Below are 24,753 nucleotides of genomic sequence, written 5' to 3'. Positions count from 1 at the left end.
GGTTAGTCGGTGATGTTGTTGCTACGGCGGAGCAGCCATGCTTTGAAGTCATCGCGAAGGATGACCCAAACCTTGCCTATCTTGATGGCCGGCAAGGGGTCGTCACTGTCTTTGGTGATGAGGTTTCGGATCGTGATGACTGTCACGCCGAACAATTCGGCCGCTTGTTCTGGGGAGAGCGTCTTTGGCAGGTCCGCAAACATGTCGTCAAGTGCGGTCACGTCAAAAGCTCCATGCTGATTCATATCGGCAGTCTAGATCTTTAACGACACGTATGGAACTGTATCGATATTCACGAGCTACTATAGGGGTCATAGGTTCGCTTCCGTTCAAAGAGGGGGGCCGGGTACGTGAGACTAATTATCGCGTGGGAACGTCACAGGAATTCGTCATACTTGAACCCGCGATAGCGAAGGAGAACCCGTGTCGGATACCCAGCACCCCTGGCTCACAGAACCAATCGAGCCCGAAGACACCCTCATCCCGGTAGTTGAAGAGTCCCGTGAGCTTCCGCGACCACAGACGCCGCAGCCTGGTGTGCCTGCACCAGACATGGCCGACCGCCTGCCACGCCGCGACGTGAACCGCCCCGCGACTCTCTGGTGGCTCGGCGTTCACGGGGGCGCGGGCGAAAGCACTCTGGCGGCCACTGTCGCCGGCTCGCGCTCGGCCGGGCATGCCTGGCCAACAGCAAACGACGGATCACTGTCCAACGTGATCCTGGTCGCCCGGTCCAACGCGAACGGGCTGGCTGCTGCACAACGTGCCGCAACAGAGTGGGCGTCTGGCTCGCTCCCGATGGTCCGTCTGCTGGGCCTCGTCATCGTCGCTGACTCACGCGGCAAGCTTCCCAAGCCCCTCCGCGACCTGGCACAGGTCGTCTCCGGCGGGGTCCCGCAAGTTTGGCAAGTCCCCTGGGTTGAGGAATGGCGGCTCGGAGAGCCGTTCGACCTCGACTCCTCACCCAAAGAAGTCCGTGCGTTGGCCGCCTCGGTCACCGCCCTGATCGCACCAACCGCCTAACCGAAAGGACTCACCATGTCTGTTCTGCACATCGCAGTTGAAACGCTGACCAACGTCGTCGCCGCCATTCCCGAGCCGGGAGATGGCACGCCCCCCGGAGCTGAAAAGTTCCAGGAAGTCATGGGCTGGGTCAAGTGGATCGCCCTGGGCGTGGCCATCATCGGCGTCATGATCATCGGCGCGAAGCTCGCCATCGAGAGCCGCCGCGGTGAGGGTGGAGCAGCCCTCGGGTCGCTCGGAACGGCGATGGCCGGTGTGATCGTCATCTCTGCCGCCGCCTCACTCGTCGGCTTCTTCGTCAGCTGACAGCAGCCGGCACCACCCAACCAACACAGCAATAAGAGGGGGGACTTATGTCCGACCAGTCAGAACAGCAGAACCCATTTCGCAGCCGACGATTTGTCCTTTCTATGGTGATCGTCGCAGTCATCGCGCTTCTCGCGGTGATCGTTCTCGTCAGCAACCTCCTTGGAGGCAAAGACGAGACAGCACCGACAGCCTCCCCCCTCCCGTCGACGACGGCGGTTCCCGTTGACAGCGATCCAAGCTCGTGTGGCTTGGAGGGTTACGAAACAACTGCGTCGCTCACCGACGCACCCGATACCACTTGGACTCTCGTTGGAACGGTAGCGGCGCCCTCGGACCCGGAAGGTTCTGGGCCGGGCGTGACCGACTCGTCCGGTTTCCGTAGCTGCTACGCACACACAGCAGAGGGTGCGCTCTTTGCGGCTGCCAACTACGTCGCCCTCGGCACCGATGCCACCATGTACGACAAGATGAGCGCTCTCGTTGCACCTGGCCCGGGACGTGACGCACTGATCGCGATGACTGAGGGCGCCGACAGCGGCGCGTCCAGCGATCGCGCCCAGGTCGCCGGGTTTGCTATCAACTCCTTTGACGAGAAGGCCGCAACAGTTGACCTAGCGCTGAACTACAACGACGGCCAGATGGTGAGCTTGCCAATCAAACTCGTGTGGTCAGCGGGGGACTGGAAGATCGTTGTAGCCGATGACGGCAGCATGCCTATTGCTCCAGCCGCCCTCAATGGACTTGGTGGCTACACACCCTGGTCAGGCGCGTAAGAATGTGCAACGGGTGGGACGTCGTTTGCGGGGGCAAAGAGGCCGTCGGAGGTGCTATCGCTGACTTCGCCAACGACCAGCTGCAGAACCTCGTTGACAGCATCGTGGAAACCGTGGGCACCGCCGTACAGGCCATGGCCACGGTTTGGGTAATGATTCCCACTCCTAACCTGACGCAGAGCGAGGGGGAGGTGACAACGGTCGGCAATTCGGCCTCAGCCGCTACAGGTTCCGAGGGGTTTGCGACCATCCTCGGATACGTCGTGTGGATCTCACTGGCAATCTGCATCATGTCCGTTATCGCTGCAGGCGCGATGCTGGCGTTGAACCACCGTCGAGGTGAGGGCAGCGCACACATGGGTCGACTCGGGATAGTTCTCGTCGCGGTCATGCTTATCTCAGCTGCCAGCGCAATCGTGGCCGGACTCATCCCTGCCATAGGCACGTCTGGCGGTAGCGGTCCGGTAGCCTATCTCCAAGACTCCCTCTGGTGGTACGTCGCTGGCTTCGCGGTCCTGTCCGTCATCGTTGCCGGTCTAAGAATGGCTTGGACTCAGCGCATGCAGCCAGGCAAGGAACTGCTGCAGTCCTTGCTCACTCTCGTTGTCGTATCTTCGGCGGGCCTGACGGCAGTCGGTCTTGCCGTCGCTGCGGCGGACGGCTTCTCCGTCTGGATCCTCGACGGCGCCGCTGACGGGGACTTCAAGGCGAACATAACGGCAACACTGGGCGTCGCTTCGTCGAGCGGAATCGGCCTCATTGCGATGTTGATCCTCGGCACCATAACCATTCTGATGAGCTACGTGCAGGTCTTCCTCATGGTCATCCGGGGCGGCATGCTCGTCATCCTGGCAGGAATCCTCCCGATCACTGCGGCCTTCACCAACACCGAAACCGGCCGAGCCTGGTTCAAAAAGTCCATTGGGTGGATCGTCGCTTTCATCCTCTACAAGCCGGCCGCCGCGATTGTTTATGCGGCCGCGTTCAAGCTCACAGGCAGCAACCTCTTCGTGGAAGACAGCACCGGCCTGGTCAAAATGTTGACCGGCCTTGCGCTGATGGCGATGGCACTTGTAGCCCTCCCAGCTCTGATGAAGTTCGTCGCGCCGATGGTTTCCCAAACTGGTGGTGGCGGGGGTGCGGCGATGGCGCTGGCGGCAGCCGGAGCCGGTGCGATCGGCGAGGTCGCGTCGGGAGCCATGAAGAAGCTCAGCTCGAGCACCGGTTCCAGCGCAAGCGGCGGCGGTGGTGGCGGTGGGGATGACGCCTCTGGTTCTAAGAAAACTGCCTCACCTTCCCCTGCGCCATCCTCGACGGGTGGCGGCGGCGGTGGCGGCCCAACAGGCGGCGGCGCTGCGGCCGGCAAAGCCGCATCCACGGGCGGCGCAGGCGGCGGCGCAGCTGCAGCAGGTGGCGGTGCAGCGGCCGCAGCCGGCCCAGTGGGGATCGGTTTGGCCGCCGCTCAGAAGGCCGGCGAGACAGGCAAGAAAGCTGCTGCGGCAGCCAAGAGCGCGACTGAGGATGCCGCCGGTGGCGGCCCAACGGGGAACTAGGGGATCACATTGTCTAACTCGACTATCCGCACGTACGGTAACTGGCGTCAGCCAACGTCGCCGGGCCTACTGGGCCTCGGATCGATCAGCACGGGTGTGCTGCTCCTGGGGCTCATCGCCACGATTATGACCGTGATGGCGTCGACCCTGACGAACGCGATCGGCGTTTTTCTCGTCATGGTCGCCGCACTGTCCACGGTGGCAGTCAAGGACAAGCACGGCCAGAGCGTGATTGTCCGGGCTACCAACCGCTTCAATTTCATGCGCGCCCGAAACTCGGGAGCCAACGTGTACCGTTCTGGCCCGCTGGGGCGCACAAAATGGGGTACGAACCAGCTCCCCGGACTCGCGGCCCAATCGCGGTTGAGCGAACACCTGGACTCCTACCAGCGTCCCTTTGCCCTTCTGTCCGTTCCGTCGTCGGGCGACTACACGGTAATCATCGGGACGGAGCCTGACGGCGCCGCCCTCGTCGATCAAGAACAGGTCGACGGCTGGGTGGCCGACTGGGGACACTGGCTCGCCAACCTCGGAGACGAGGCTGGCATCGTTGCCGCTGCGGTGACGATTGAGACAGCTCCCGACACCGGCACGAGGCTGCGCGGCGAGGTCACCACCAACATCGATCCGGAAGCACCTGCGTACGCCCGGGCGATGCTCAACGAGGTTGTGGCCACGTATCCGTCCGGTTCAGCGTCCGTTCGGGCGTATGTGTCGGTGACGTTCAGTGCCGCCGCTCGTGCGAACGGTCGACGTCGTGACGCCGATGAGATGGCGCGCGAGCTTGCAGCACGCCTGCCCGGGCTCACACAGGGACTCTCAGCCACCGGGGCCGGTGCAGCTCGCCCTCTCTCGGCGCAGGAACTCTGCGAGGTCATCCGAATTGCGTACGACCCCGAAGTGGCCACGCTGATCGACGACGCACACGCGGACGGCGAAAGCACCGGTCTGCGTTGGCCCGATGTTGGCCCGTCCGGTCACCAGTCCAACTGGGACTCCTACCGGCACGACAGTGCCGTGTCGGTGACGTGGCAGATGACGGAGGCTCCGCGCGGCATTGTTCAGGCCAACATCTTGACCAGGTTCCTCGCCCCTCACCGTGACATTGCCCGCAAGCGAGTCACCTGGCTCTACCGGCCCATCGACGCCGGCCGGGCCGCTGCGATCGTGCAGGCGGACGTGCGGGCGGCAAGCTTCAATGAGTCAGCCAACGATCGGCCCTCCGCCCGGGCAGTCGTGGGAACCCGCGCAGCCCTGGCGACCGCTGCGGAAGAGGCATCTGGCGCTGGACTGGTCAACTTCGGCATGCTCGCCACGGCGACCGTCATGGACGTTGAGCGTCTCGCGGACGCCCGCGCTGCGATGGACAACATGTCGTCGACGGCGCGGCTCCGGTTGCGCGTCGTCACCGGCGGCCAGGATTCCGCGTTCGCGGCCGCATTGCCGCTGGGCTTGGTCCTGCCGAAGCACCTGAAACTGCCTGCCGAACTGCGCGGGAACATCTAATGAGCTGGTTCACAAAGCCCGCGTCGCCCCTCAGTGGAGCAGGCCGCGCGGCTGCAAAGGCCGCAGCGACCGCGGCTGCCAAGCCCATCACGCGCCGCCCGCCCGCTCGCGGGTGGCCGGGACGCGGAGGGGGCGAAACGATGGTGATTTCTCCCGCACCTGAGTGGCGCGGAACCACCGTTCAGGTCTGCGGCCTCTGGCCGTTCGGCGTAGGCACGGGTGCCCCGATGATCGGTGTGCCGCTCGGCCGGCACCTGATCAATCGCGGCACCGTCTGCTGTGATCCAATTAGCTGGTTCCAGCGTGCCAACCTGATTTCAAACCCTTCGGCCTTCGTGCTCGGCAAGCCCGGCCTAGGCAAGTCCACGCTCATCCGCCGGATGGCGACGGGGCTGGCCGGCTATGGCGTGCAGCCCCTCATCCTCGGGGATTTGAAGCCCGACTACGTGGACCTCGTCAAGGAGATGAAGGGGCAGGTCATTACCCTCGGCCGCGGCCGCGGGTACCTGAATATTCTGGATCCCGGCGAAGCCGGCGAGGCCGCGCAGCTGCTCCGCGATGCCGCCAACCGCGAACGCAAAGCGATCGCAGAAGAGGAAGCCGAGCTAGCCCAGCTCCGCGCCGCCGATGTACCCGACGACAAGATTGCTGCACAGGTGATCCGAGAGCGCTCCGCGCAGCTCGTCGGTTCGATGCCCGTCCACGCCGAGAACATCACGCGCAATGAGCGCCTTGCGACACAGGTTCTGCAGGACGCCCACGGGCGTCGCCTCACGATGGTGTCCGCTCTGCTTACGATCATGCGCCGAGAGCCGCCGACTGACCGTGAAGAGACGATTATCGACGCGGCGCTCAAATACCTGGACGCGCATCACGACGGGATTCCGGTCCTCAGCGATCTTCTCGAACTGATCCGGAAGGCACCTGTTGAACTACGTTCCGTAGCCCTGGACCGTGGCGATATGGGCCGCTATCAGGAAATTACGGAGAACCTGGAAGCGTCCCTCATAGGCCTCGTCTCCGGCGGTCGCTTGGGTGAATTGTTCTCCCAGCAGACCACTGTACGGATGAAGCGTGACCGCCCGGTGGTCTATGACGTGTCAAGCATCGATGACTCGGAGATGGACCTGCAGGCCGCAGTGCTGCTGGCGTGCTGGTCGGCGGGCTTCGGCACGGTCAACGTGGCGACGGCCCTGGCCGACGCCGAGCTAGAACCGCGCCGACACTACTTCGTCATCCTCGACGAGCTGTGGCGGGCGCTGCGCGCCGGCCGTGGCATGGTCGACCGGGTGGACGCTCTGACGCGGCTGAACCGGGCGCGGGGCGTGGGCATGGCCATGATTTCTCACACCATGAGCGACCTCATGTCACTGAGTAATGAAGAAGACCGGATGAAAGCCAAGGGCTTTGTCGAGCGTTCCGGGATGGTCATTTGCGGCGGCCTCCCGGCCTCAGAAATGCCGTTGCTCAACAGCGCGATCACCATGAGCGCGGCCGAGCAGAGCATGCTGCAGGGCTGGCAGGATCCGCCCGCGTGGGATCCGGTGAGCGGGAAGGAAACCGACCCGCCCGGGCGCGGCAAGTTCCTGATCAAGGTCGGTGGCCGACCCGGCATCCCTCTGAATGTGGAACTGACGCAGGCAGAGTTGCACTCCAACGACACCAACCAGCTTTGGCACGACGTGTCTCGGACAGGCGTTGTCGATCGCGAGGTGACGGTGTGAGCCAGGCAACGGATCGTCGCAAGCAGAACGCCGGAGGCAGCGACGGCGTTCTCATTTGGGTGTTCATCGGCCTGGCCGTCGTGCTCGTCGGCGGCATTTGGGGCGCGATGGTTTTCGGGTCGAAAATCGCCGGGGTGAACCCGGATCTTCCGAGCGATCCTTTCGAGATTGTCTTCGGCACGCTCAAAGGGACGTACGCGTGGCCCCTGGCCGCGACGTGGATCGTTGTCATCGCAGCTGTGGTCGTGTTGGTCCTGGTGATCCTCGTGGCCGTCCAGGTGAACCGGGGGCGGTCCAAGCGCAGCCGAGTCGACAGCGCAGCTCGCTACATGGGTCGAGGGAAAGACCTGGCGGCGCTCACAACGAAGGGCGCGCGCGCCACGGCGCAGCGGCTCGGAGTGACGGACTGGTTAGGTGTTCCCATCGGAGTCACTGTGGCGGGACGTCAGTGGCTTTATGGCTCTCCTGAGGACATGCACGTAGATATCTGGGGGCCTCGTACGGGTAAGTCGACCAGCCGAGCGATCCCGGCGATTCTGAGCGCACCTGGTGCGGTCCTCACGACGTCGAACAAGCGCGACGTCCTCGATGCGACTCGTGATGTGCGATCGGCCAACGGGTCGAAGGTGTGGGCGTTTGACCCGCAAGCCATCGCCCGTGAGGAACCCCGCTGGTGGTGGAACCCACTCTCGTATGTGACCGACGATGTGCGTGCCGCGAAGATGGCCGCGCATTTTTCGTCGTCGACGATGAGCGGCGGCGGTAGTGAAAACTCGTCGTACTTCAACCGGGCCGGCGAGAACCTTCTCGCGGGTTTTCTCCTGGCCGCGGCCCTTGGCCAGAAGCCAATCACTCAGGTGTTCACTTGGACGACTAAGCCGGGCGATCAGGAACCGGTGCGGATCCTGGAAGATCACGGATACGACGGCATGGCCGACGCCGTGGCCGGCGAAGTGAATGGCGAGCCGAAACGACGCGACAGCGTGTACGGCACCGCGGCGCAAATGGTCGACTGCTTGAAGATCAGCGGCATTGCCCGCTGGGTGACGCCGCTGGGCGGCAACGCCCAAGCGGATCGGCGGCCGCAGTTTGACCCCGACGCGTTCGTGCGCAGCCAAGACACTCTCTACAGTCTCTCCAAGGAAGGTCAAGGCAGTGCCGGCCCGCTTGTGACAGCGTTGACCGCGATCACGGTTGAGGCCGCTGAGGAGCTGGCCACGACCCAGCCCGGCGGTCGCCTGGTTGTTCCGATGCTCGGTGTTCTCGATGAGGCCGCGAACGTCTGCCGCTGGCGCAACTTGCCTGACCTGTACTCGCACTACGGTTCACGCGGCATCGTCCTCATGACGATCCTGCAGTCCTGGTCACAAGGCGTCGAAGTCTGGGGCCGCGAGGGAATGCGCAAGCTCTGGTCAGCCTCAAACATCAAGGTCTACGGCGGCGGCGTAGCCGAAACGGAATTCCTCGGTGAACTATCCCAGCTCATCGGTGATTTCACCCTCCGAACATCGTCCGTGTCAGTGGGCAAGGGACAGCGGTCGACGTCGCTAGCCCACCGCCGAGAGCACACCTTCGAGGTCTCAGAGCTCACCTCGCTGCCTCGCGGCCGCGCCGTCGTCTTTGCGTCCGGTGCCCCGGCCACATTGGTGGCCACTGTGCCGTGGATGGCAGGCAAGCAAGCCGAAGCTGTACGGGCCTCGATTGCCGCCCATGACCCTAGCAGCACGTCGCCTCTGCCGGCGTCGGAGACGTCGGCATATCCGCATCGAGACGATAAGAGATTTGGGTACCCAGGATGAGCGGCGCATTCGACGACCTGGACGACGACCTCGATGCCGTCTCCGACGACAAGTCGGGGGAAGAAGCCCCGGCGCCCACCCTGGTCTTCGGGTCCGTCGACGAGTTCGTGCGCGAACAGCTGAGCCAGACCTACCGGCGGGTGGTGGGCCCGTCAAACCGTGCCTCAAGGCGCTGGGCAGCGGAATGGTGGAGGTCACCCGAAGCCATCGCCCGCCTCGAGGCGCTGTGGCGTTCTTGGGAACATTTGCGGCTCGACGGGGCCACCGGATCGAGCACCTGGTGGCGCGACCACCTGGACCACCACATGCCAATTCTGATGAGCGCTGACGGGCCCTTCGCAGACTCAGAAGATCAGAACAAACCGGGGGAGCCGTTGCCCTACGCGCCGCCGCCGGCTGGCATGTTCCCCGACGTACGAGTCTGAACAAAATACTCTTTGTGATCACGATCGAGATGCGTGGGCCATATCCGATGGTTCCGGCTACCACGCAAAGCTCTCGGCGACCGCCCAGACACCCGACGCGCTTTGAAAGTGTAGATAATGTATACTTTTCAAGTATGAGCGTGATTGTTGAGCCGATCTTGGAGGAACTGGCCTCGGGCCAGTGGGGTCTGTTCACGGCCGCGCAGGCGAGGGCTCGCGGGGTTAGTCGAGCTAATCTCTCGCATCGGGAGCGGGATGGACGTCTGGAGCGTCTCGCTCACGGCGTGTACCGGCTCGGCGGCGTTCCGGTGGCGCCGCTGGATGATCTCCATGCCGCCTGGATGTCGACTGTTCCGGAACTGCTGGCCTGGGAACGGCTCGAGAACCCGCACGTTGTGATCGGCGGTGCGGCTGCGGCCTCGGTGCATGAGGCTGGCGATATCGAGCCAGCCCCGTATCGGATGATCACCAACGAGCGTCGCCAGACCCAACGACCAGACATCGCATACTCACGGCGCCAGCTGGAACCGCGAGACGTCGTCGTAATCGAGGGCCTCCCGGTGACGAGCATTGAGCGCACCGTCGCTGATCTTGTCGATGAGGTGGGGGATCTCTCCCTGGTTGGGGATGTTCTGGCCGACGCAACCCGAGGAGAGCGCGCCGTCGACCTGTATCATCTGAGTCTCCTCCTGGCGCCGTACGCGACAAAGTACGGGCATCCTCGACGGGACGGCACAGCGCTTCTCGAACAAATACGCCGGAGTGCCGGCATCGACGATGTCGCCGCAGCTCGTGCGCTCATTCAGCGCCCTGCTGTCGGTGCCGCCCTCGAGCAGGTCATCACGCGGGAAGTAGCGGAACAGCTCAGGGTCATCGCTGAGAGACTTCAGTTCAACCTGCAAGGGAGCACTCAGTTCAGTGAACAGCTCGAACAGATGATCGCACCGATGATCCAAGCGCAGAGCCGCCTCGCTTCCGAAATCGCGGACGTCGTTCTGTCCCCATTTCTGGAACACCATCGCGAACAGATGGAGCAGATTTCCAAGGGCATCGCGGCCCAGATGTCTGGTATCACAATGCCCAAAATCTCAGTTCCCGCCAGGACGTTCCGTGGGGCTGTGAACCCAACAATCACGATACCCGCGGTGCCTACATCTAGCGTCAGCGCACCCAAGCGTCCGGGTGCTACAGAGGCACACGCTGACGGGGCACCGTCCAGTGCAGAGGAACAGATCGATGGCAACTGACCCCTACCCAGACGGACGGGCGATGCTCGCCGCTCTCAAAGAGAAGGCACGCTCCGCGCACCACGCTGGACTGGGGACCTCGATCCAGAGCCTCCAGGATCTGGCCATCTTCGACCGCTTTCTCTGCCGGGTTTTCTCCGTGGACGATTGCCCGTTCGCACTGAAAGGCGGAACGAGCATGCTCGCGCGTCTGCCCGGAGCCCGGAGAACAACCGACGTCGACCTCGAAACAGCAGCGATGAGCATCGATGAGGCCATCACCCAGCTCACGGCGTCCGCCGGTGTTGATCTAGGCGATCATCTCGAGTTCCGATATCTTCATCACCGCGATACGGGCGGGCCCAACCAGCCGGGTCTGCAGGCTGCTGAGGTCACGTACAGCGTCACCGTCCGAGGTGTAGGCACCCGGAACCCGATCAAGGTCGACCTGGCCATCCACAAGCGCACGCCGACAGCGCCGCTGGAGAAGATCGTCCCAGCGTTCCGGCTCGACCTGCCCCGCCTCGGTACTGTCTATGCCTATCAAGCGATCGCCGTTGAGGACCAGATCGCGGATAAAGCCTGCGCCACGATGTCGATCTATGGGGGCCTTCCCTCGACCCGATCGAAAGACCTCATTGACTTGGCCATCCTCGCCCGAACAGTGCGGATCGATGCCCGTCAACTCCGCAGCAGCGTCTTCACAGAATCGGCTCACCGGCATTTGCCCGCATTCATGACGCTCGCGGTGCCCCGATCGATGACTGACCCGTATCCCAACGGAGCAAAGAACGTGGCAGTCCTCAGCGATCTCCTCAATCCAGACGATGCAATTGAGCTGGTCAATAGGATACTGCGTCCTGCTCTTAGTGGCGAGATTGAAGAAGGGTGCTGGGATCCCACCCAACAGGAGTGGGTCGCCCGCACATAGCGATCGGGACCTGTCGTCTGGAATCGTGCCCAAACGTCCACCACCTCAGGCTGGCGATAATTCCCCAGCAACGTGCTGGGAAATTTCGACCTAGTGAGACAGTATCCGCCCGACGAGCGCGTCTGTGGTGCTTGGGTGAGTATTCGCGGGATTGGGGGCCGCGGGGTATTGCCTTCGGGGGCCATCGGTATTGTCCTGCGGTGCCAGCGAATGTCCGACGTATCAAACAGATAACCATGATCTGAGCTCCGCCTGATTCGTGATCTTGAGGCCTCGGCAACACCGGCCTGACGCTTGGTCTGCTTTGATTGGCGAATGACCAACCAACAATCCGCTCCAGCGAAAAGGTTTTTGGTTGAGCCGCTTAGCTACCGGCAAACCGCGCTGTTTGCCATCGCGCCCGCCGTAACGCTCATGGTGATTGGGCTCGGCTTGCCGGTGCTGATTAAATTGAATCTTGATCAGCAGAACGCCTTGGTCACGCTCGTTCAGGGCGGCAAGACTCTTGCCGAGCATCTCGGGTGGATAATTCCGGTAATCATCGCCGCGCTACTCGGTTTTCTCGCTGCCGCTCTGGCTGGCAACGGCCACTCTGACGCCGTCGAGGCGGACAGGCTTCGACGAGTTCTCGGGGGGACCGGTCTTTTGCTGGGAACGGCAGGCGTTCTGATTGCGGTATACGTCGGGATCTACGCAGCCACGTCGCCTCACTGGGCCTTGTTTCTCGCGCTGATCCCAGCGACGGTCTTAATTGGCTTCCTCGCTCTTTTTATAGGGCGTTACGTCGCTTTTAGCGACGATGAACAGCTCACAGAACTGGACGCCGCAATGCTCCTCCGAAAGGAGCGGATGAGCACTCTAGGAGAGCGTTCGTTGCGGCCGTGGTGGGTTGCCATACTGACCAGTGCGATCGCGATCGCACTGACAGCAGCAGGTGTTGCGGTGTCGCTGAGAACCGAAAAATCTTTGGATATTTTCATCATCGTGTTGATATTGGGTTTCGCAGCCAGTCTGGTTGTTCTCTCGTTCGGTTGGTTGATCCTTGTCGCTACATATACCGATACGACGAAGTCCCAATTCATGACATGGGCTCCGGCACTGGGCGTCTACCTCATCATCGCGGGGCTCATCGTAAACGTGATGTTCGTCAACCATGGGCTCTGGGCTGGGTTTGGAAGCCTTTTGATTGGCGGGGGTTGCCTCTTTGTCCTGCTCTTTCCTCGCAAGCAGCAAGGCCAGTGGCTGCTCAACAGGAGTGTCAACGGTTTGGCCGCCGCCTCAGCGCACAAACGGCTAGTTGACCAGCAGGCCACGGATTCCGCTCGTCGTGACACGCTGCTCTTGAGCCTTGCGGACGAACCATCTGCAAACTGGCTCAAGCGAAAGTTAGCCACGCTATTGGCACTCGCTTAATCGGTGCCATTGCGCTGACCGGAGCAACCGTGCGCTTGGCCACCGACTCCACCACAACCGTAATTGTCGCGAGTCAATTGCTGATTCATACGCAGCTCGTCGAGGACGCATAGGCAGCACTGAACTGGGTGATCTCGTCGGCACGCACCCCAGCAATGTTGGACCTATTCTCAAGGGCTCGATCGAGCGGGGCTGCTCGCACCGTCTCGGGGCGCAGGTTCCACTACGTTTACGGGATAGCTCGCCTCGCTGGCGCCCGGTGTCATCGGCGGAGGTGTCTCTGTTTACGACGACCCGGCGAACGTGAACTGGGCCTCCACCGGGAGCAAAATCGCCAAGGTCGGGCGCCGAGGAGATCCCGAGCAAATCATTGCTAGGGTCAACGCCACGCCCAAGCTTCCTCGCCCACGCACGGCAACGCTGCGACGTCTTCTGTGCCATACTCCGCGACCCCCCGAACTGGGGGCAGACCCCCATTCAAGGGTCCTATAACTTTCACCTAGCAGGTTTGCGTGAGTTTCCTGTGCGGAGGTCGTCGTGTAGTCGCCCCGCCGTGTTTTGGGGGACTTCGTGCTGAAGCCGATGCAGTCTGCTTTTCGTTTGCAATTGGGGATTGTCCTGGCTCTGGCTTTGGTCGGCGGGTTTCTTCAACCCGTTGAACCGGCCGAGGCGGAGGCCTCTCAGGCGCAAAGTCTGGATCCGGCCGTGCTGGCCCCATTGGTTTCGCCTGCCTTGGAGGACGTGGCGACAACGGACCCGACGAAGGAGTCGGGATTTGAAGCGGCGGTGACGGAGCCGATGAAAGCGGAAGTGGCACCTGCTCCGGTGGCCGAGCTTGACGAGCCCGTTGATGTGTCCCGATTTGACGAGGACACCTCCGAGGTCGTCTCGCGTGGCGAGTTCCAGCAGGTGTATCTCAACGAGGACGGGTCGAAGACGACTCGGCTGTCGCCGGTTCCACTGAACGTGAAAGCCGAAGATGGGAAGTGGACCCCAGTCGAGACGACTGTCGGTCCAGTCAACGAGGGCGTCGCCGAGGTGGAGAATCACCCTCTGGATCCGCAGTTCGCGGACACGGCGAGTGAAACGGATGCTCTCACGGTCAGTTCCGGCAAATACGAGGTCGGATTCACTTTGGAGGACGCGGCGGACAGCTCGTTGGAACTTCAGGCGTCCTCGCAAAAACGGTTGCCGCTGAATGAAGTTTTGTATCCAAACGTGTTCGAAGGAGTGGACCTGGCATATGAGGTCAATGCGGATGGGGTTAAGGAGACCCTTGTGTTGCAGGACCTGCCGGTGGCATCGGAGGACTCGTGGACCTGGCTAATTTCGGCGCCGGGGCTGGAGCTCGAGAAGACGGAAGCGGGCGAGATCCTGTTCCTGGATGCGGCCGGGGCTGTGAAGCTGGTGATACCGACCCCATTAATGTGGGACTCATCCGGGGTGAAGAACGTGCGGGAGCCGGCCGAGAAGGTCGTGGACTCGACCCTGGTGAAGCGGGGCTCGGACTGGGCGTTCACATTGCAACCAGACCGAGAGTGGTTGGCCGACCCGGACCGGGAGTATCCAGTCTCCGTCGACCCGACGACAAATATTGTGCAGAACGATGTGCACGCGTACAAATCAGATGGGTCAAACCTGAACGGTGTCATCCGGATCGGGAACACCAGGGAGAACAACACCGACCGATATTGGCGAACGGTGCTGCACTACAACTACGAGCAGCTGTTCGGAAAGCAGGTCCTCGGGGCGGCGTTGTACGGACGGTACGACGGCGGAGGCACACAGGAAGGCTTCTGGGGTTCCGTGCATCACGCGACCGCGTTCAACTACAACGGAGTAGGCGAGCCTCTCAGTTCTTGGGGGATCGCCTTTGACGGGTACGCTGCCGAGTCGGGGCTGGCGAACCGGGTCGCGCAGTGGGTGCGCGATCAATCCAGCGGCAACTACCTCGTCCTTCGCGGGGACGAGGTGCCCGCCTATTCCTATAAAACTTTGGCTACAGAGCTTTTGATCGATTGGAAGGATTTTCCGCAGGTTACCGGGACTCTTGCGCCGACACCGACGAATGGCGGGCGCAGCAGTGTCACGCCAACACTGACGATGACCGGCTCGGACCCGGGCGGCGGCGGCGTGAATTACCGGTTCAAGTTCAGTGAGAATCCGAATCCGGAGGTGTCGACGGTTCTTGACAGCGGAGCGCAGGGCGTCGGGCCCAGCTACACCGTTCCAGTGAACTCGCTGCTGCCTGGGAAGAGGTATTACTGGAAGGTCTCAATTTGGGACGGCTACGACGGCCACCTGGGAACGTCCACCGTGCGGTCCGCAGGTCCATTCTCGATCCTGACAAACACACCGGCCGCAACCCCGCCGCAAGGCACAGCCACGCCAAGTAACGGGCAGGTCATTACATCTCTGACGCCGACTTTGACGGCATCAGGTGTGACAGATATCGATGCTGACCCAGTGAAATACCAATTCCGGCTCGCGACAGGCACAGATGGCACGACCGGTGCGGTCGTTTCGTCGAACTGGCAGACCGGCACAACCTGGCAGGTCCCCGACGGGGTTCTGCAAGATGGCGGCGCATACACCTGGGTGGTCCTCACTGACGACGGCTATGACAAGCCGGCAGCCGCATGGGTGAACAAATTGATCGTGAACCAGAGAATCGGTGACTCCGGTCCGGCCCCAACGGAGAGTGCAGGTCCAACGACGGTGAACCTAGCCAACGGCAACGTCGGTGTGCGGTTCTCGTCTCCCACTGTGGACACGATCGGCGGGCCGATGGGGCTCTCGTTCAGCTACAACTCATTGAAAACCCGCTCGACGGGCCTGACCGGAAAGTACTATGACGCGACCCCCACGGGCGGGCAGGCGCAGAACTGGGACTTCACCGGTCGCACACCAGTCTTAGTGCGCACCGACAGTAGCATCTCCTTCGATTGGGGAGTTCAGTCTCCCGGGCCAGCGCTGCCGGTGGACAAGTTCATGGCCCAGTGGACTGGTTTCATCACGGTCCCGACGGCAGGCAATTACACCTTCGGAGCCATCGCCGACGACGGCGCCCGCGTGACGGTCAACGGCACGAAGACTCTCGACCGGTGGACATCCGGAGCGAGCAACACGGCCGCATGGGGTACTGCGGCAGCAATGGGCGTGTCTCCGACACCCATTTCGGTGGACTATTACGAGGTCACCAGCGGGGCCCATATGAAGCTCCTCGCGCGCACCCCGACCGGCGAGGAGTTCGTGGTTCCGCCGTCATGGTTCACTCGGTCTACCGAGACTCTCCCGCAGGGTTGGTCATCGTCCACAGCTTTGGCCGGAGACGCCGGCGACTATTCGAGCGCGCAGGTGACCGAGGGATCGGTCGTGCTTACAGACTCGACAGGCACCACGCACACCTACACGAAGAAGTCCGCGGGTGGATACTCGTCCCCGGTCGGCGAGTACGGGGTGCTGTCCCTGGACGCTGCGGGACTGGTCACTCTCTCTGAAGAGGACGGTAGTAGTTATGTGTTCAATGCCGCTGGCCGGGTTGAATCGACGTCGAACCCGACAGATGCGCTGAAGCCCGCAGCCCCGGTTAGCACGTATCGACCGAATACTGGCCAGATCGACCGGATCTCTGACCCCTTGTCAGCGACGAGCCCGGCGACCAGCCCGCAAACCTACGCACGTGAGGTGCGCTTCGCCTACCCGGACCAGACGGCCACCAGCGTCGGGCTCTCCGCTTCAGACGCGAGACCCGGCGGCGCCGCCTGTCGGGTCCCCGCCGGGTATACCGCTGCACCACCGGGAATGGTTTGCCGAATCATCTACCCTGGGCATGTCGCGGGTGCGACAGACACAACTGAGCTCTTCTACGACGCCTCCGGCTATCTGGTGCGCATCCAGGACCCCGGATCAGAGATCACCGACTTCGCGTACGTACAAGGCAAACTCAGCCAGGTCCGCGACTCCCTCGCGAACGATTGGCTCGCCGCCGATGCCACCCGCAACGGATCCGGGCCAGTATCGACGACGATCGACTACGACTCGAAGGGTCGCGCCGCCTCCGTGACGTCCCCCGCCCCGGACGGGGTGACAGTGTCTGCGCGACCGATGGAAACCTTCACCTACGGCGCCGGCACCAGCTTCGTAGACATAGCAGGCCTCACCGTGCCCAAAGCCGCGCCGGCGAACGGGCACGCGAAGACTGTCACCTTCGACAGCGCCTACCGGCAGCTCACCTCGTCCAGCGCGAGCGGACTGACCGGCTCAGGCGAGTGGAACGAGAAGGACATGGCCCTGTCCTCGACAACCGCGCAAGGACTGAAGTCGACGAGCATCTACAACCAGCAGGACCGCCTCACCGACACGTATGGTCCTGCCCCGATTGCCTGCTTCGGGGCCGACCGTAGGCCCCTGTCGTCCTGCCCGATCGTGCCCGCTCACTCGAGCACCAGCTACGACCAAGGCCTGAAGGGCCTCAACGCGGTGTACTACAATAACGAGCGTCTTGCCGGGGTGCCCGTCGCCTATGGGCTTGGCATCGGCGTTGCCGACGGAAGGGTAAACCGGGACTGGAATGCAGCATCGCCGACAGCGGGCGTGAACGCGACCTACTGGTCGGCTCGTCTCACCGGCCTTATCACCTTCCCCGCCGCAGGCACCTACTCAATGGCGACCTACGCTGACGACGGCGCCCAAGTATGGATCGACGATGTCCTCGTAGCCGACGCCTGGGGCGGCGGAGCCGCCCGCTGGTCACCCAACGGGCCTGTTACCGTCACCGCCGGACAACAGTCTCGCATTCGCGTGCAGTATATGAACCAAACTGGCCCCTCAACTCTCGTGCTGAACTGGACACCACCCGGCGGCACCAAGCAGCCCGTCCCCGGCTCAGCACTCACGCCTGATTACGGGTTGGCTACCGGCTCCACTGTCGATGACTCCGCGCCTGTCGGTGTTGCTGGTTTGACCGACGTGCAGGTGCCAAGCATGAGTACCGCAACCGAATATGCCACCCCCTGGCTCGGCGCGGCAACGACGTCCATCGTCGACCCATCCGGGTTGAACCTGCGCACTGTCACCGCCTACGAAGCACCCGGGTCCGGGTACCTGCGCCGCACCTCCCGGATGCTCCCGGCGGGGGTTGCCTCCGGGGCGAGCGCGTCGACGGCCGGCACGACATCTGCCTACTACGGGGCCAAGGAGACCCTGCAAGACGTCTACGGCGGCAGCGTCTGCGGGGTGCCCGCCTCGACAACACAATCCGGTTTCCTGCGGTCAACGACCGGGGCCGCCCCGGCAGGGGGTGCCGCGATCGTTGGCAGCGTCGTCTACGACCTGCTTGGACGCATAGTCGGCAGCAAGTCCAGCGGTGATACGGGATGGTCCTGCACCACCTTCGACGTCCGCGGACGCGCCGTGACACGAATCCTCGCGGCAAATGACACGGCCTTGGCCCGCACGGTGACCTCCGACTTCGCGTCCGGCGGGAACCCACTCGTTACGTGGGTGAAAGACGGGTCCGTGGAAGGTTCGACAAACGAGTCCCGGATCACCACAACAACGGACCTCCTCGGCCGTGCAATCGGATACACCGACGTGTGGGGCACGGTCACGACCGGTGTCCACGACCTGGCCGGGCGGGTGACATCGACGTCGACCACGTCCGGCACGACCACGAGCACGCAGTCCTTTGAGTACGACGCGGACGGGAACGTCGAGAAAGTCCTCCACAACGGCGTCGTGATTGCCGACCCTGTTTACAGCACCGCGAACGATGTGACCAAGGGCAATCTCGCGTCCGTGACCTACCCTGAGGCCGCGGGTAACGGGTCGTCACTGTCGGCGATCACCCGCAACGCGGTCGGCGCGACGACGGGCCTGAACTGGTCATTCGTGTCGGGTGCGTCCGTGGCGGATGACGTGGTGCGATCCCAGTCGGGCCGGATCCTGCGCAACACGCTGACCTCCGGTGCAACGATCGACGTGTCGACGTACTCCTACGACGCGGCCGGGCGCCTGATCCGTGCGGTCATCCCCGGCCACACACAAAGCTATGGGTTCGGCGCGGTCGCCGGTTGCGCGACGGGCTCGATAGCCAACGCTGGGTTGAACGGCAATCGCACGTCCCTTACGGACGCGAAGACCGCGGGTGCGACGACGACCACGGTCTCCTGTTACGACCAGGCCGACCGGTTGCTTTCCTCCCAGGTCACGAACCCCGTGGCGGGTGCGAATTCCGTTGCCGACGGACTCCCGGCTACGGAACTTGCATACGACGCGCATGGCAACACAACCACGCTGGGTATCGAATCGCTCGCCTACGACGTCGCCGATCGCCACCTGACGACGAAGCTCACGGACGACACATTGGTGAAGTACACGCGGGACGCGACTGATCGGATCGTCGCCCGCACCCAGACGCCGCCCGGGGGTCCCGCGTCGACGGTGCGGTACTCCTTCAGCGGGGATGGCGACAGCCCCGACCTTCTGCTCGACAGCGCGAGCACGGTCGTGGAACGGACGCTCTCGCTTCCGGGCGGTGTGACCGTGTCGCTCCCCGCCACGGGAGCCGAGACCTGGTCGTACCCGAACGTGCACGGCGACACGGTCGTCACGGCCGACGGCAACGGCCTCCGCGCCGCATCGATTGCCTTGTACGACCCGTTCGGACAGACGATAGACCGGGCGACGGGGGACATCGGCACGATCACGGCGGACGACTCGGGCCCGAACACGCAGACGGCGACGGACGCAGACTACGGGTGGCTCGGCCAGCACCAGAAGCTCTTCGAACACGCTGGCGGCATCGCCACCATCGAAATGGGGGCCAGACAGTATGTTCCTGCGCTGGGCCGGTTCCTGGAAGTTGACCCGGTCGAGGGCGGCGTCGAAAACGACTACGGGTACCCCAGCGACCCTGTCAACGAGTTCGACCTCAGCGGCAAGTTCAAGGTCGACTGGTGGCTCGTCGCTGACATCGCGATGATTGCGCTCATGTTCGTTCCCGGCGGAGCCCTCATCTCGGCAGCACTGAAAGTCGCGTCGCTGGCTGTGCGAGCCACGAAGTTCACCGTCGATGTAGTGAAAGCGGTAAGAATTGTTCGCGGAGCGTCACGCTACGTGCGACAGCCAGCAATTGGGAAGGGGTCAACGACCGCCTCGCTAAGAGCAGCAACATTGGCCTCCCGAAGGTGGGTCGGAAAAGTGGTGAAGCAGGACCGCGCCAGTAGTGGTCAAGCCATGACGTTCGGAAGGAATGGCAATTGGTACCGAGGTATCGGCAAGTCCAAGGCTGGTGTCCCAAAGGTAAACTTTGGCCGCAAGGGCATATCCCACAACTTTCACGTATGGATTAAATAGATCGGATCAACTGAAATGGGACCGAATACTGAAGGGCATGTTGATGTTGTTGGCAGACTACTCGGCGGCGATGCGGTCGGATATTGCACCGGGGGCACAGCTGAGGGGAGTTACGTAAGGTTCTTTCACCTGAAGGACATATCACCGGCATCCAACGAACCAGCACTGGCTATTGAAGTAACGTTCTACCCTGAGTACGCCAAGCTCCCCCACGGCCTCTGTACCGAGGTCGTCGTTATCCAGAGGAACGCAACGGACATAGGCCGGTTTCTTCGAGAGTTCGAGGTTCAACTTGCGCCGCCTGCGATTGAAAACCGTGTGCTGCACAGGTTGTTCGAGGTTCGTCAAGGAGCTGGCATGGGTGCCGATGAGGTATTTCGGTACGGCCGGGTAAACTCCGCAGCGTCCCTCGGGGACGCGTTTCGCGCGATCATGAAGCTGCCCTCGTCAAAGGAAGCGTGGCCATTTCTGAGCGAGGGACTCGATACAAACGTCAAGCTGAGAGTCGAGGGGGGAGCGTTCGTTGAGTTCGACGACCTGTGTCGTCTACTCGACTCTGTTGGGTATGAAGTCGTTCTTATACCCACCAATGCCGGCGGAATCGTTTTGGACCGTTCAAGGCCATGGCAGGAGTTCGAAGGCGCTTAGTTGTGTAGGAACCGGCCCACCAAGTCATTCAAACGATAAAGCTGTTCAAGCCAGGCTCAGGCCGGTCCATCGGCGACCGGAAGGCGCCTGCGACAGTGGCCTGGCCTCCGTTCGCTAGCAGCCAGGCGATGTTCACAGCAGCAACGTCCGCTTCGTAGTCGCTGTCATCGTACTGACCCTTGAATCCGCCGATCCACTGCCGCGCGAAGTCGTACGCGTCAGCCTCCGGGTGCTCCACCTTGTACCCGTCGTCAATGTGCGGGAAATGGCGCGCCGGAAAAGCCCGTGTGCACAGCACCAGATGACTGTTGCCACCGTCTGAGCGACTAGCAATTCTGAACTCCGTCAGCCCCCCTCTTGAGTTGTCCCCCACGTGCCAGCATCCGTGGGCAATGCTAGGCAGTACGTTGCAGCGCTAGGCCGTTTCTTGGAGGTAGATCCGGTCGAGGGAGGAGTAGATAACGACTACGGGTATCCGAACGACCCCGTGAATGCGTTCGACCTCGACGGAAATTAAATCGATTGGATAGCGGTCGGAGTAGCAGTCGACGTCGCCTCTATCGCGATCATGTTTGTGCCAGGCATAGGGACTGCCATTGGCGGATCTATCAGGCTAGCCCGTGCCGCCTATCTTGGATATAAGGCATACAAGGGCTTGGCAATCGGCGCCCGCATCTCGAAATCGAGGGAGGTTATGGGTGTGGTGAGTTCGGCGAACAGATTTGCAGCCGGTCGGATGCCTGGCACCGCAGCTCGCCCTGGAATTCGTGCCTCTCTCGACGCGACAAAAGTAGCAGGAAGAGCATGGGCAGGAGGCGGTAGAGTCACAAGAGCCGGACGGCAAGCCCAAGCATTTTCTCGAAACGGCGCAAGGAATTATCGAACGGTCAAGGTATATAAAGGTCGGCCGTACTCAGTATTCGGCGCGAAAGGCAAACCTAGCGGCCTTCACGTGTACCACGATTAATCCCGACTTGGTAAGGACTGAGCATTTGAGCGCTCCCGTGGAACTTGCATTCAACCCGAATGTCGATGGCCAGTCAGCGTTCATCACCCCCTTTCCGGCGGAAGGGGGAGGGGTGCCCCTCACGGAGGGAGGCCCCGTCCTTTCGCTTTCGCCGTACGAGTACGTGCACGCCTACATGATGTGGATTGACATCGTGAATTCACCCAAAGAATTCAGGATCAACGGGTGGCAATCATGCCCCTCGCACCTCGCTGCCGAAGTTAGATGGATCATTTTCAATGATGACTTCGATAACGTTCATGAACTGTGGCCAGATTCTGCGCAGCTCATCGCCAACCAGCCCTCCTTTGACTCTGAGAGCCTGCGGCGTCTGAGCTCCGCGGGGCGGTGGGTCGCGGAGCGGCTCGATTCGGCAATCGATCAGTGGCCGACACCGATCCGCGAGCACGAATACTATTCGCCCACACGGAGGCTCACCGACGTGCATGACGAGAAGGCGTTCTGGGGAACGGCCCGAGCCAATTGGGATTTCAGTCGATCGCCGTCTCAGCTCTCCATTGGCGACCTCGCCGTCTTCGAGATAGTCCACGCGATCGCGTCTGGCACGTGCGATCCGATTGAGACGTCTGGTCGTTTGGGCACCTTGCTCGCGAGTCGCCACGCTCCCAGAGGTCGTGAACGTGCCCTAAATACTGACGTCGCCCGACGCGCCGTGGTGGAGTTCAACTCGATCCACGAGGCGGTCGTGATCGGCCAAGCAGAGGAGGTCGCGGCGGCCGATATCACTGGAGTCTCACGCAACCTTCTGGGCACAACTCCATTCTGGGTGTCGGGTGCGTGGCGGCCGGGCCTCGTCGGTCTTTTGGACGTCCTCTCGAGCTAGAGGCTCGTCGTCGATGACGAGCCTCCTTAGGCCAGGCGTTGGTCGGTAGCGTGCTGCCAACGACCTAGAAACGGGGCCGGCACCCGCACCTCCGATGACCTTTTGTGTTTCCTCTGGTAAGGACAACTACAGGCGCAAATTCTCGCAACATGATGGCAAGGCCTGTGAGCAACCGAAGGGCTAACCTTCATGGTCTTGAAGTTTGCAAGCGAAGCGACACAGGCTGTTGACGTCAACCGAACCTCCCTTGACGGACGCAGGCCACTGGTTGCTCGGCCAGCACCAGAAACTTTTTGAGCACGCGGGCGGCATCGCCACTTTCGAAAATGGGCGTACGGCAATACATTGCTGCGCTCGGCCGGTTTCTGCAGGGCACTCCTTCTGATCAGCAGTTTTATGTCGCCGATAATAATGATTATGTCAACAAGTAGTCGACATCTTTGCATTAAATGCAGATTTGGACTCCATCAGAAGTTGGACTGAAGCCGCGGCTTTGACCGATAAGTCGACCACAGCACCGCTTCAGCACACGGACTTTTGACGACTTCGTCGAGCGCTAAAATTCGAGTGTCGCCCTGGCGTTTGGGAACGCCCATAGATGCTGTTACTGCCGATGAGGTGACTACATCCTTGATCACGACGAGGTTCGGCTGGTGTCCACTACCCCAAGTCCAAGACGCATCCGCACTGCCACCTCCGAGAAGAGTCGCCTGCGGATGGCGCACACGCGACGGAGTAGTCCCCTAGTCGGAGCCAGGGAAAGGGAAGTCCGCCCGACGTCGGACGCGGTGGGATCATCCCGAACCGCATGCTGTCACTCGTCCCCCAAAAAGATCGAGGATCCGCATGTTCAGAAATTTGTCAGACCAGCGTGCTGCGCTGACGTTCAGCGTGCTGGTACTCGGCGCGTCGCTTGTGACCGCGAACATCGCCGAGGGCCTCGTGCTCGCGATCTCGCCACTACTCACGGTATTGGTAATGATGCTCGTCGCGACCCGTGACGGATACAGCCGGGCGGGCTGGGCGCGGCTGGGGATGAATCACCTCGGGCTACGGAGCTGGGTACGGGCCGTCGGGGCCTCCGCAGGAATTTCCGTGTTGGCCATGGTCGCTGTGGTGACCTCGGGCATCGCGAACTGGCGGGCGCCATCGGACGACTGGATTCAATCCGTCCTCGTGCTGTGCATAACCGGTCCAATCCTGGCGTTCGCCGAGGAGATCGGCTGGCGTGGCTATCTTCAACCACGCCTCGCATTTATGGGCCGACGAGTATCGATGCTCATCGTCGGCCTGGTCTGGGTCGCATGGCACCTTCCCTATATTCTGTTGACGCCCTATTACCACTCGGCCGGCAACCAAGCGCTGGTGCTCCCACTGTTCGGTGCAAGCGTGCTCGCGTTCGCCTTCCTGTTCGGTGAACTGCGCGCCAGATCCAACAGCCTGTGGCCATCGGTTCTCGCCCACTTCGCCCACAACGTGACTTTCGCCGTCATCGGGACCTACTTCATCACTACTGACCAGCCCGTCGTCGTCAACGAGTACCTCGCGGGCGACACCGGCCTGTTCGTCTTCATCGGGACGGCCACCTGTGTGATTGCCATGTGGACGTGGAGTGTGGGGCGCGAGCAGAGGTCTACCGTCCTGTGATCGCGATTCTGTCCAGCACGCACGCGCCACCCCCTCCCCTCTCTGAAACTCGACAGATACTATTCCCGGCGTGAGGGAAACCTGGGCGCTCTTCAGCCTCCTTCACGTACAAGCGGTGAGGAGGACAGCGTGCCGGTGGCGGTGAGCCAACCTGTCAAAGGGCTCCTGTCGAGTCTCCGCGAATATCAGTCCTCACTGCTGTGGCGGGGTCCTCGGCAACGACATGCAATCCGTTTGGCGAGTTGGCCGCTTTGACGAGTTCCTGCAGTCACTCCCGATTCAATTCGGGCTCAGCACCGTCGGAAAACCGAAAATGTGACGGAATGGCTTGGTTCAACCAGACACAATCACGCTGGCTTTGCTGGCTACTTGAGTTGAGCTAGGGGTTACGTCCCTGTGAGCGGTGTGGTTTCCGGCTCTTGTGCGTTGCTTCGTCAACGTAAAGAGCCACCGTGGGATGGTCAGTGAGTACCGATCAAAGAACTCACAAAGGACACCACACGATGGCTCTAGACCAGTCTGCCCTGCTCGACCTGCTGGGAGAACTCAAACTCACCGACGTCACCG

Annotated in this window: 17 protein-coding genes; 15 read left to right on the top strand and 2 right to left on the bottom strand. The window is 62.1% G+C overall.

Features of this window, described 5'->3' with window-relative positions; genetic code table 11:
* Positions 1–2: 2 nt before the first annotated feature.
* Complete coding sequence (locus tag E3O60_RS16840) at positions 3–245, bottom strand: helix-turn-helix domain-containing protein (RefSeq protein ID WP_088458214.1); 243 nt, start codon at positions 243–245, stop codon at positions 3–5.
* 292 nt (positions 246–537) lie between these two features.
* On the opposite strand from E3O60_RS16840, the gene E3O60_RS16835 reads away from it, so the two are divergent.
* From E3O60_RS16835 to E3O60_RS16770, 13 genes are all read left to right on the top strand, one after another.
* Entirely contained in the window at positions 538–1,023 is a 486-nt protein-coding gene (locus E3O60_RS16835) for a DUF6668 family protein (protein ID WP_134498741.1), read from the top strand.
* 15 nt (positions 1,024–1,038) lie between these two features.
* Positions 1,039–1,329 carry a hypothetical protein gene (locus E3O60_RS16830; RefSeq protein ID WP_198414954.1) on the top strand — a complete coding sequence of 97 codons (291 nt, stop codon included), beginning with the start codon at positions 1,039–1,041 and terminating at the stop codon, positions 1,327–1,329.
* Between the two features lie 47 nt (positions 1,330–1,376).
* Entirely contained in the window at positions 1,377–2,105 is a 729-nt protein-coding gene (locus tag E3O60_RS16825; protein WP_133160319.1) for a hypothetical protein, read from the top strand.
* A gap of 113 nt (positions 2,106–2,218) precedes the next feature.
* On the top strand, positions 2,219–3,658 hold the full coding sequence (locus E3O60_RS16820) for a hypothetical protein (protein ID WP_134480674.1): 1,440 nt from the start codon (positions 2,219–2,221) through the stop codon (positions 3,656–3,658).
* Positions 3,659–3,667: 9 nt separating this feature from the next.
* Positions 3,668–5,164, top strand: coding sequence for an SCO6880 family protein (locus E3O60_RS16815; RefSeq protein ID WP_174776254.1), 1,497 nt, complete (start codon positions 3,668–3,670; stop codon positions 5,162–5,164).
* Positions 5,165–5,304: 140 nt separating this feature from the next.
* Complete coding sequence (locus E3O60_RS18745; protein WP_240632534.1) at positions 5,305–6,888, top strand: ATP/GTP-binding protein; 1,584 nt, start codon at positions 5,305–5,307, stop codon at positions 6,886–6,888.
* Positions 6,885–8,687 (top strand): type IV secretory system conjugative DNA transfer family protein, encoded by a 1,803-nt coding sequence (locus tag E3O60_RS16800; RefSeq protein ID WP_240632535.1) that lies wholly within the window; start codon positions 6,885–6,887, stop codon positions 8,685–8,687. The genes E3O60_RS18745 and E3O60_RS16800 overlap by 4 nt, the downstream gene beginning before the upstream one ends.
* Positions 8,684–9,112, top strand: coding sequence for a DUF4913 domain-containing protein (locus E3O60_RS16795; RefSeq protein ID WP_088458219.1), 429 nt, complete (start codon positions 8,684–8,686; stop codon positions 9,110–9,112). The genes E3O60_RS16800 and E3O60_RS16795 overlap by 4 nt, the downstream gene beginning before the upstream one ends.
* A 134-nt stretch (positions 9,113–9,246) precedes the next feature.
* On the top strand, positions 9,247–10,359 hold the full coding sequence (locus E3O60_RS16790) for a type IV toxin-antitoxin system AbiEi family antitoxin domain-containing protein (RefSeq protein ID WP_166789012.1): 1,113 nt from the start codon (positions 9,247–9,249) through the stop codon (positions 10,357–10,359).
* A complete protein-coding gene (locus E3O60_RS16785; RefSeq protein WP_088458221.1) occupies positions 10,349–11,269 on the top strand; it encodes a nucleotidyl transferase AbiEii/AbiGii toxin family protein in 921 nt (306 codons plus the stop codon). Before E3O60_RS16790 ends, E3O60_RS16785 begins: the two co-directional genes overlap by 11 nt.
* Before the next feature lie 315 nt (positions 11,270–11,584).
* Positions 11,585–12,682, top strand: coding sequence for a hypothetical protein (locus tag E3O60_RS16780; RefSeq protein WP_088458222.1), 1,098 nt, complete (start codon positions 11,585–11,587; stop codon positions 12,680–12,682).
* Positions 12,683–13,252: 570 nt separating this feature from the next.
* Entirely contained in the window at positions 13,253–20,041 is a 6,789-nt protein-coding gene (locus E3O60_RS16775) for a PA14 domain-containing protein (protein WP_134480675.1), read from the top strand.
* A 15-nt stretch (positions 20,042–20,056) separates the two neighbouring features.
* Positions 20,057–20,689 carry a hypothetical protein gene (locus E3O60_RS16770; RefSeq protein ID WP_134480676.1) on the top strand — a complete coding sequence of 211 codons (633 nt, stop codon included), beginning with the start codon at positions 20,057–20,059 and terminating at the stop codon, positions 20,687–20,689.
* A gap of 28 nt (positions 20,690–20,717) precedes the next feature.
* Here the strand turns inward: E3O60_RS16770 and E3O60_RS16765 are convergent, their stop codons facing one another.
* Positions 20,718–20,987 (bottom strand): hypothetical protein, encoded by a 270-nt coding sequence (locus E3O60_RS16765; RefSeq protein WP_134480677.1) that lies wholly within the window; start codon positions 20,985–20,987, stop codon positions 20,718–20,720.
* 706 nt (positions 20,988–21,693) lie between these two features.
* Between E3O60_RS16765 and E3O60_RS16760 the strand changes: the two genes are divergently transcribed.
* Positions 21,694–22,539, top strand: coding sequence for a hypothetical protein (locus tag E3O60_RS16760; RefSeq protein WP_134480678.1), 846 nt, complete (start codon positions 21,694–21,696; stop codon positions 22,537–22,539).
* 858 nt (positions 22,540–23,397) lie between these two features.
* Positions 23,398–24,186: a CPBP family intramembrane glutamic endopeptidase gene (locus tag E3O60_RS16755; protein ID WP_166789011.1), complete on the top strand. Its 789-nt coding sequence runs from the start codon at positions 23,398–23,400 to the stop codon at positions 24,184–24,186.
* Positions 24,187–24,753 lie beyond the last annotated feature (567 nt).

The organism is Cryobacterium sp. TMB1-7 (genome assembly GCF_004402435.1).
GTDB classification, from domain to species: Bacteria; Actinomycetota; Actinomycetes; order Actinomycetales; family Microbacteriaceae; genus Cryobacterium; species Cryobacterium zongtaii.
Note: the sequence above shows the minus strand (reverse complement) of the source record. Positions and strands in the feature narration are given on the sequence as shown.

Excerpts from the sequence above, each read along its gene's own strand:
- E3O60_RS16780 (WP_088458222.1), top strand. The coding sequence starts at position 11,585 with ATGACCAACCAACAATCCGCTCCAGCGAAAAGGTTTTTGGTTGAGCCG.
- E3O60_RS18745 (WP_240632534.1), top strand. The coding sequence starts at position 5,305 with ATGGTGATTTCTCCCGCACCTGAGTGGCGCGGAACCACCGTTCAGGTC.
- E3O60_RS16785 (WP_088458221.1), top strand. The coding sequence starts at position 10,349 with ATGGCAACTGACCCCTACCCAGACGGACGGGCGATGCTCGCCGCTCTC.
- E3O60_RS16830 (WP_198414954.1), top strand. The coding sequence starts at position 1,039 with ATGTCTGTTCTGCACATCGCAGTTGAAACGCTGACCAACGTCGTCGCC.
- E3O60_RS16825 (WP_133160319.1), top strand. The coding sequence starts at position 1,377 with ATGTCCGACCAGTCAGAACAGCAGAACCCATTTCGCAGCCGACGATTT.
- E3O60_RS16795 (WP_088458219.1), top strand. The coding sequence starts at position 8,684 with ATGAGCGGCGCATTCGACGACCTGGACGACGACCTCGATGCCGTCTCC.
- E3O60_RS16770 (WP_134480676.1), top strand. The coding sequence starts at position 20,057 with ATGGGACCGAATACTGAAGGGCATGTTGATGTTGTTGGCAGACTACTC.
- E3O60_RS16790 (WP_166789012.1), top strand. The coding sequence starts at position 9,247 with ATGAGCGTGATTGTTGAGCCGATCTTGGAGGAACTGGCCTCGGGCCAG.
- E3O60_RS16840 (WP_088458214.1), bottom strand. The coding sequence starts at position 245 with ATGAATCAGCATGGAGCTTTTGACGTGACCGCACTTGACGACATGTTT.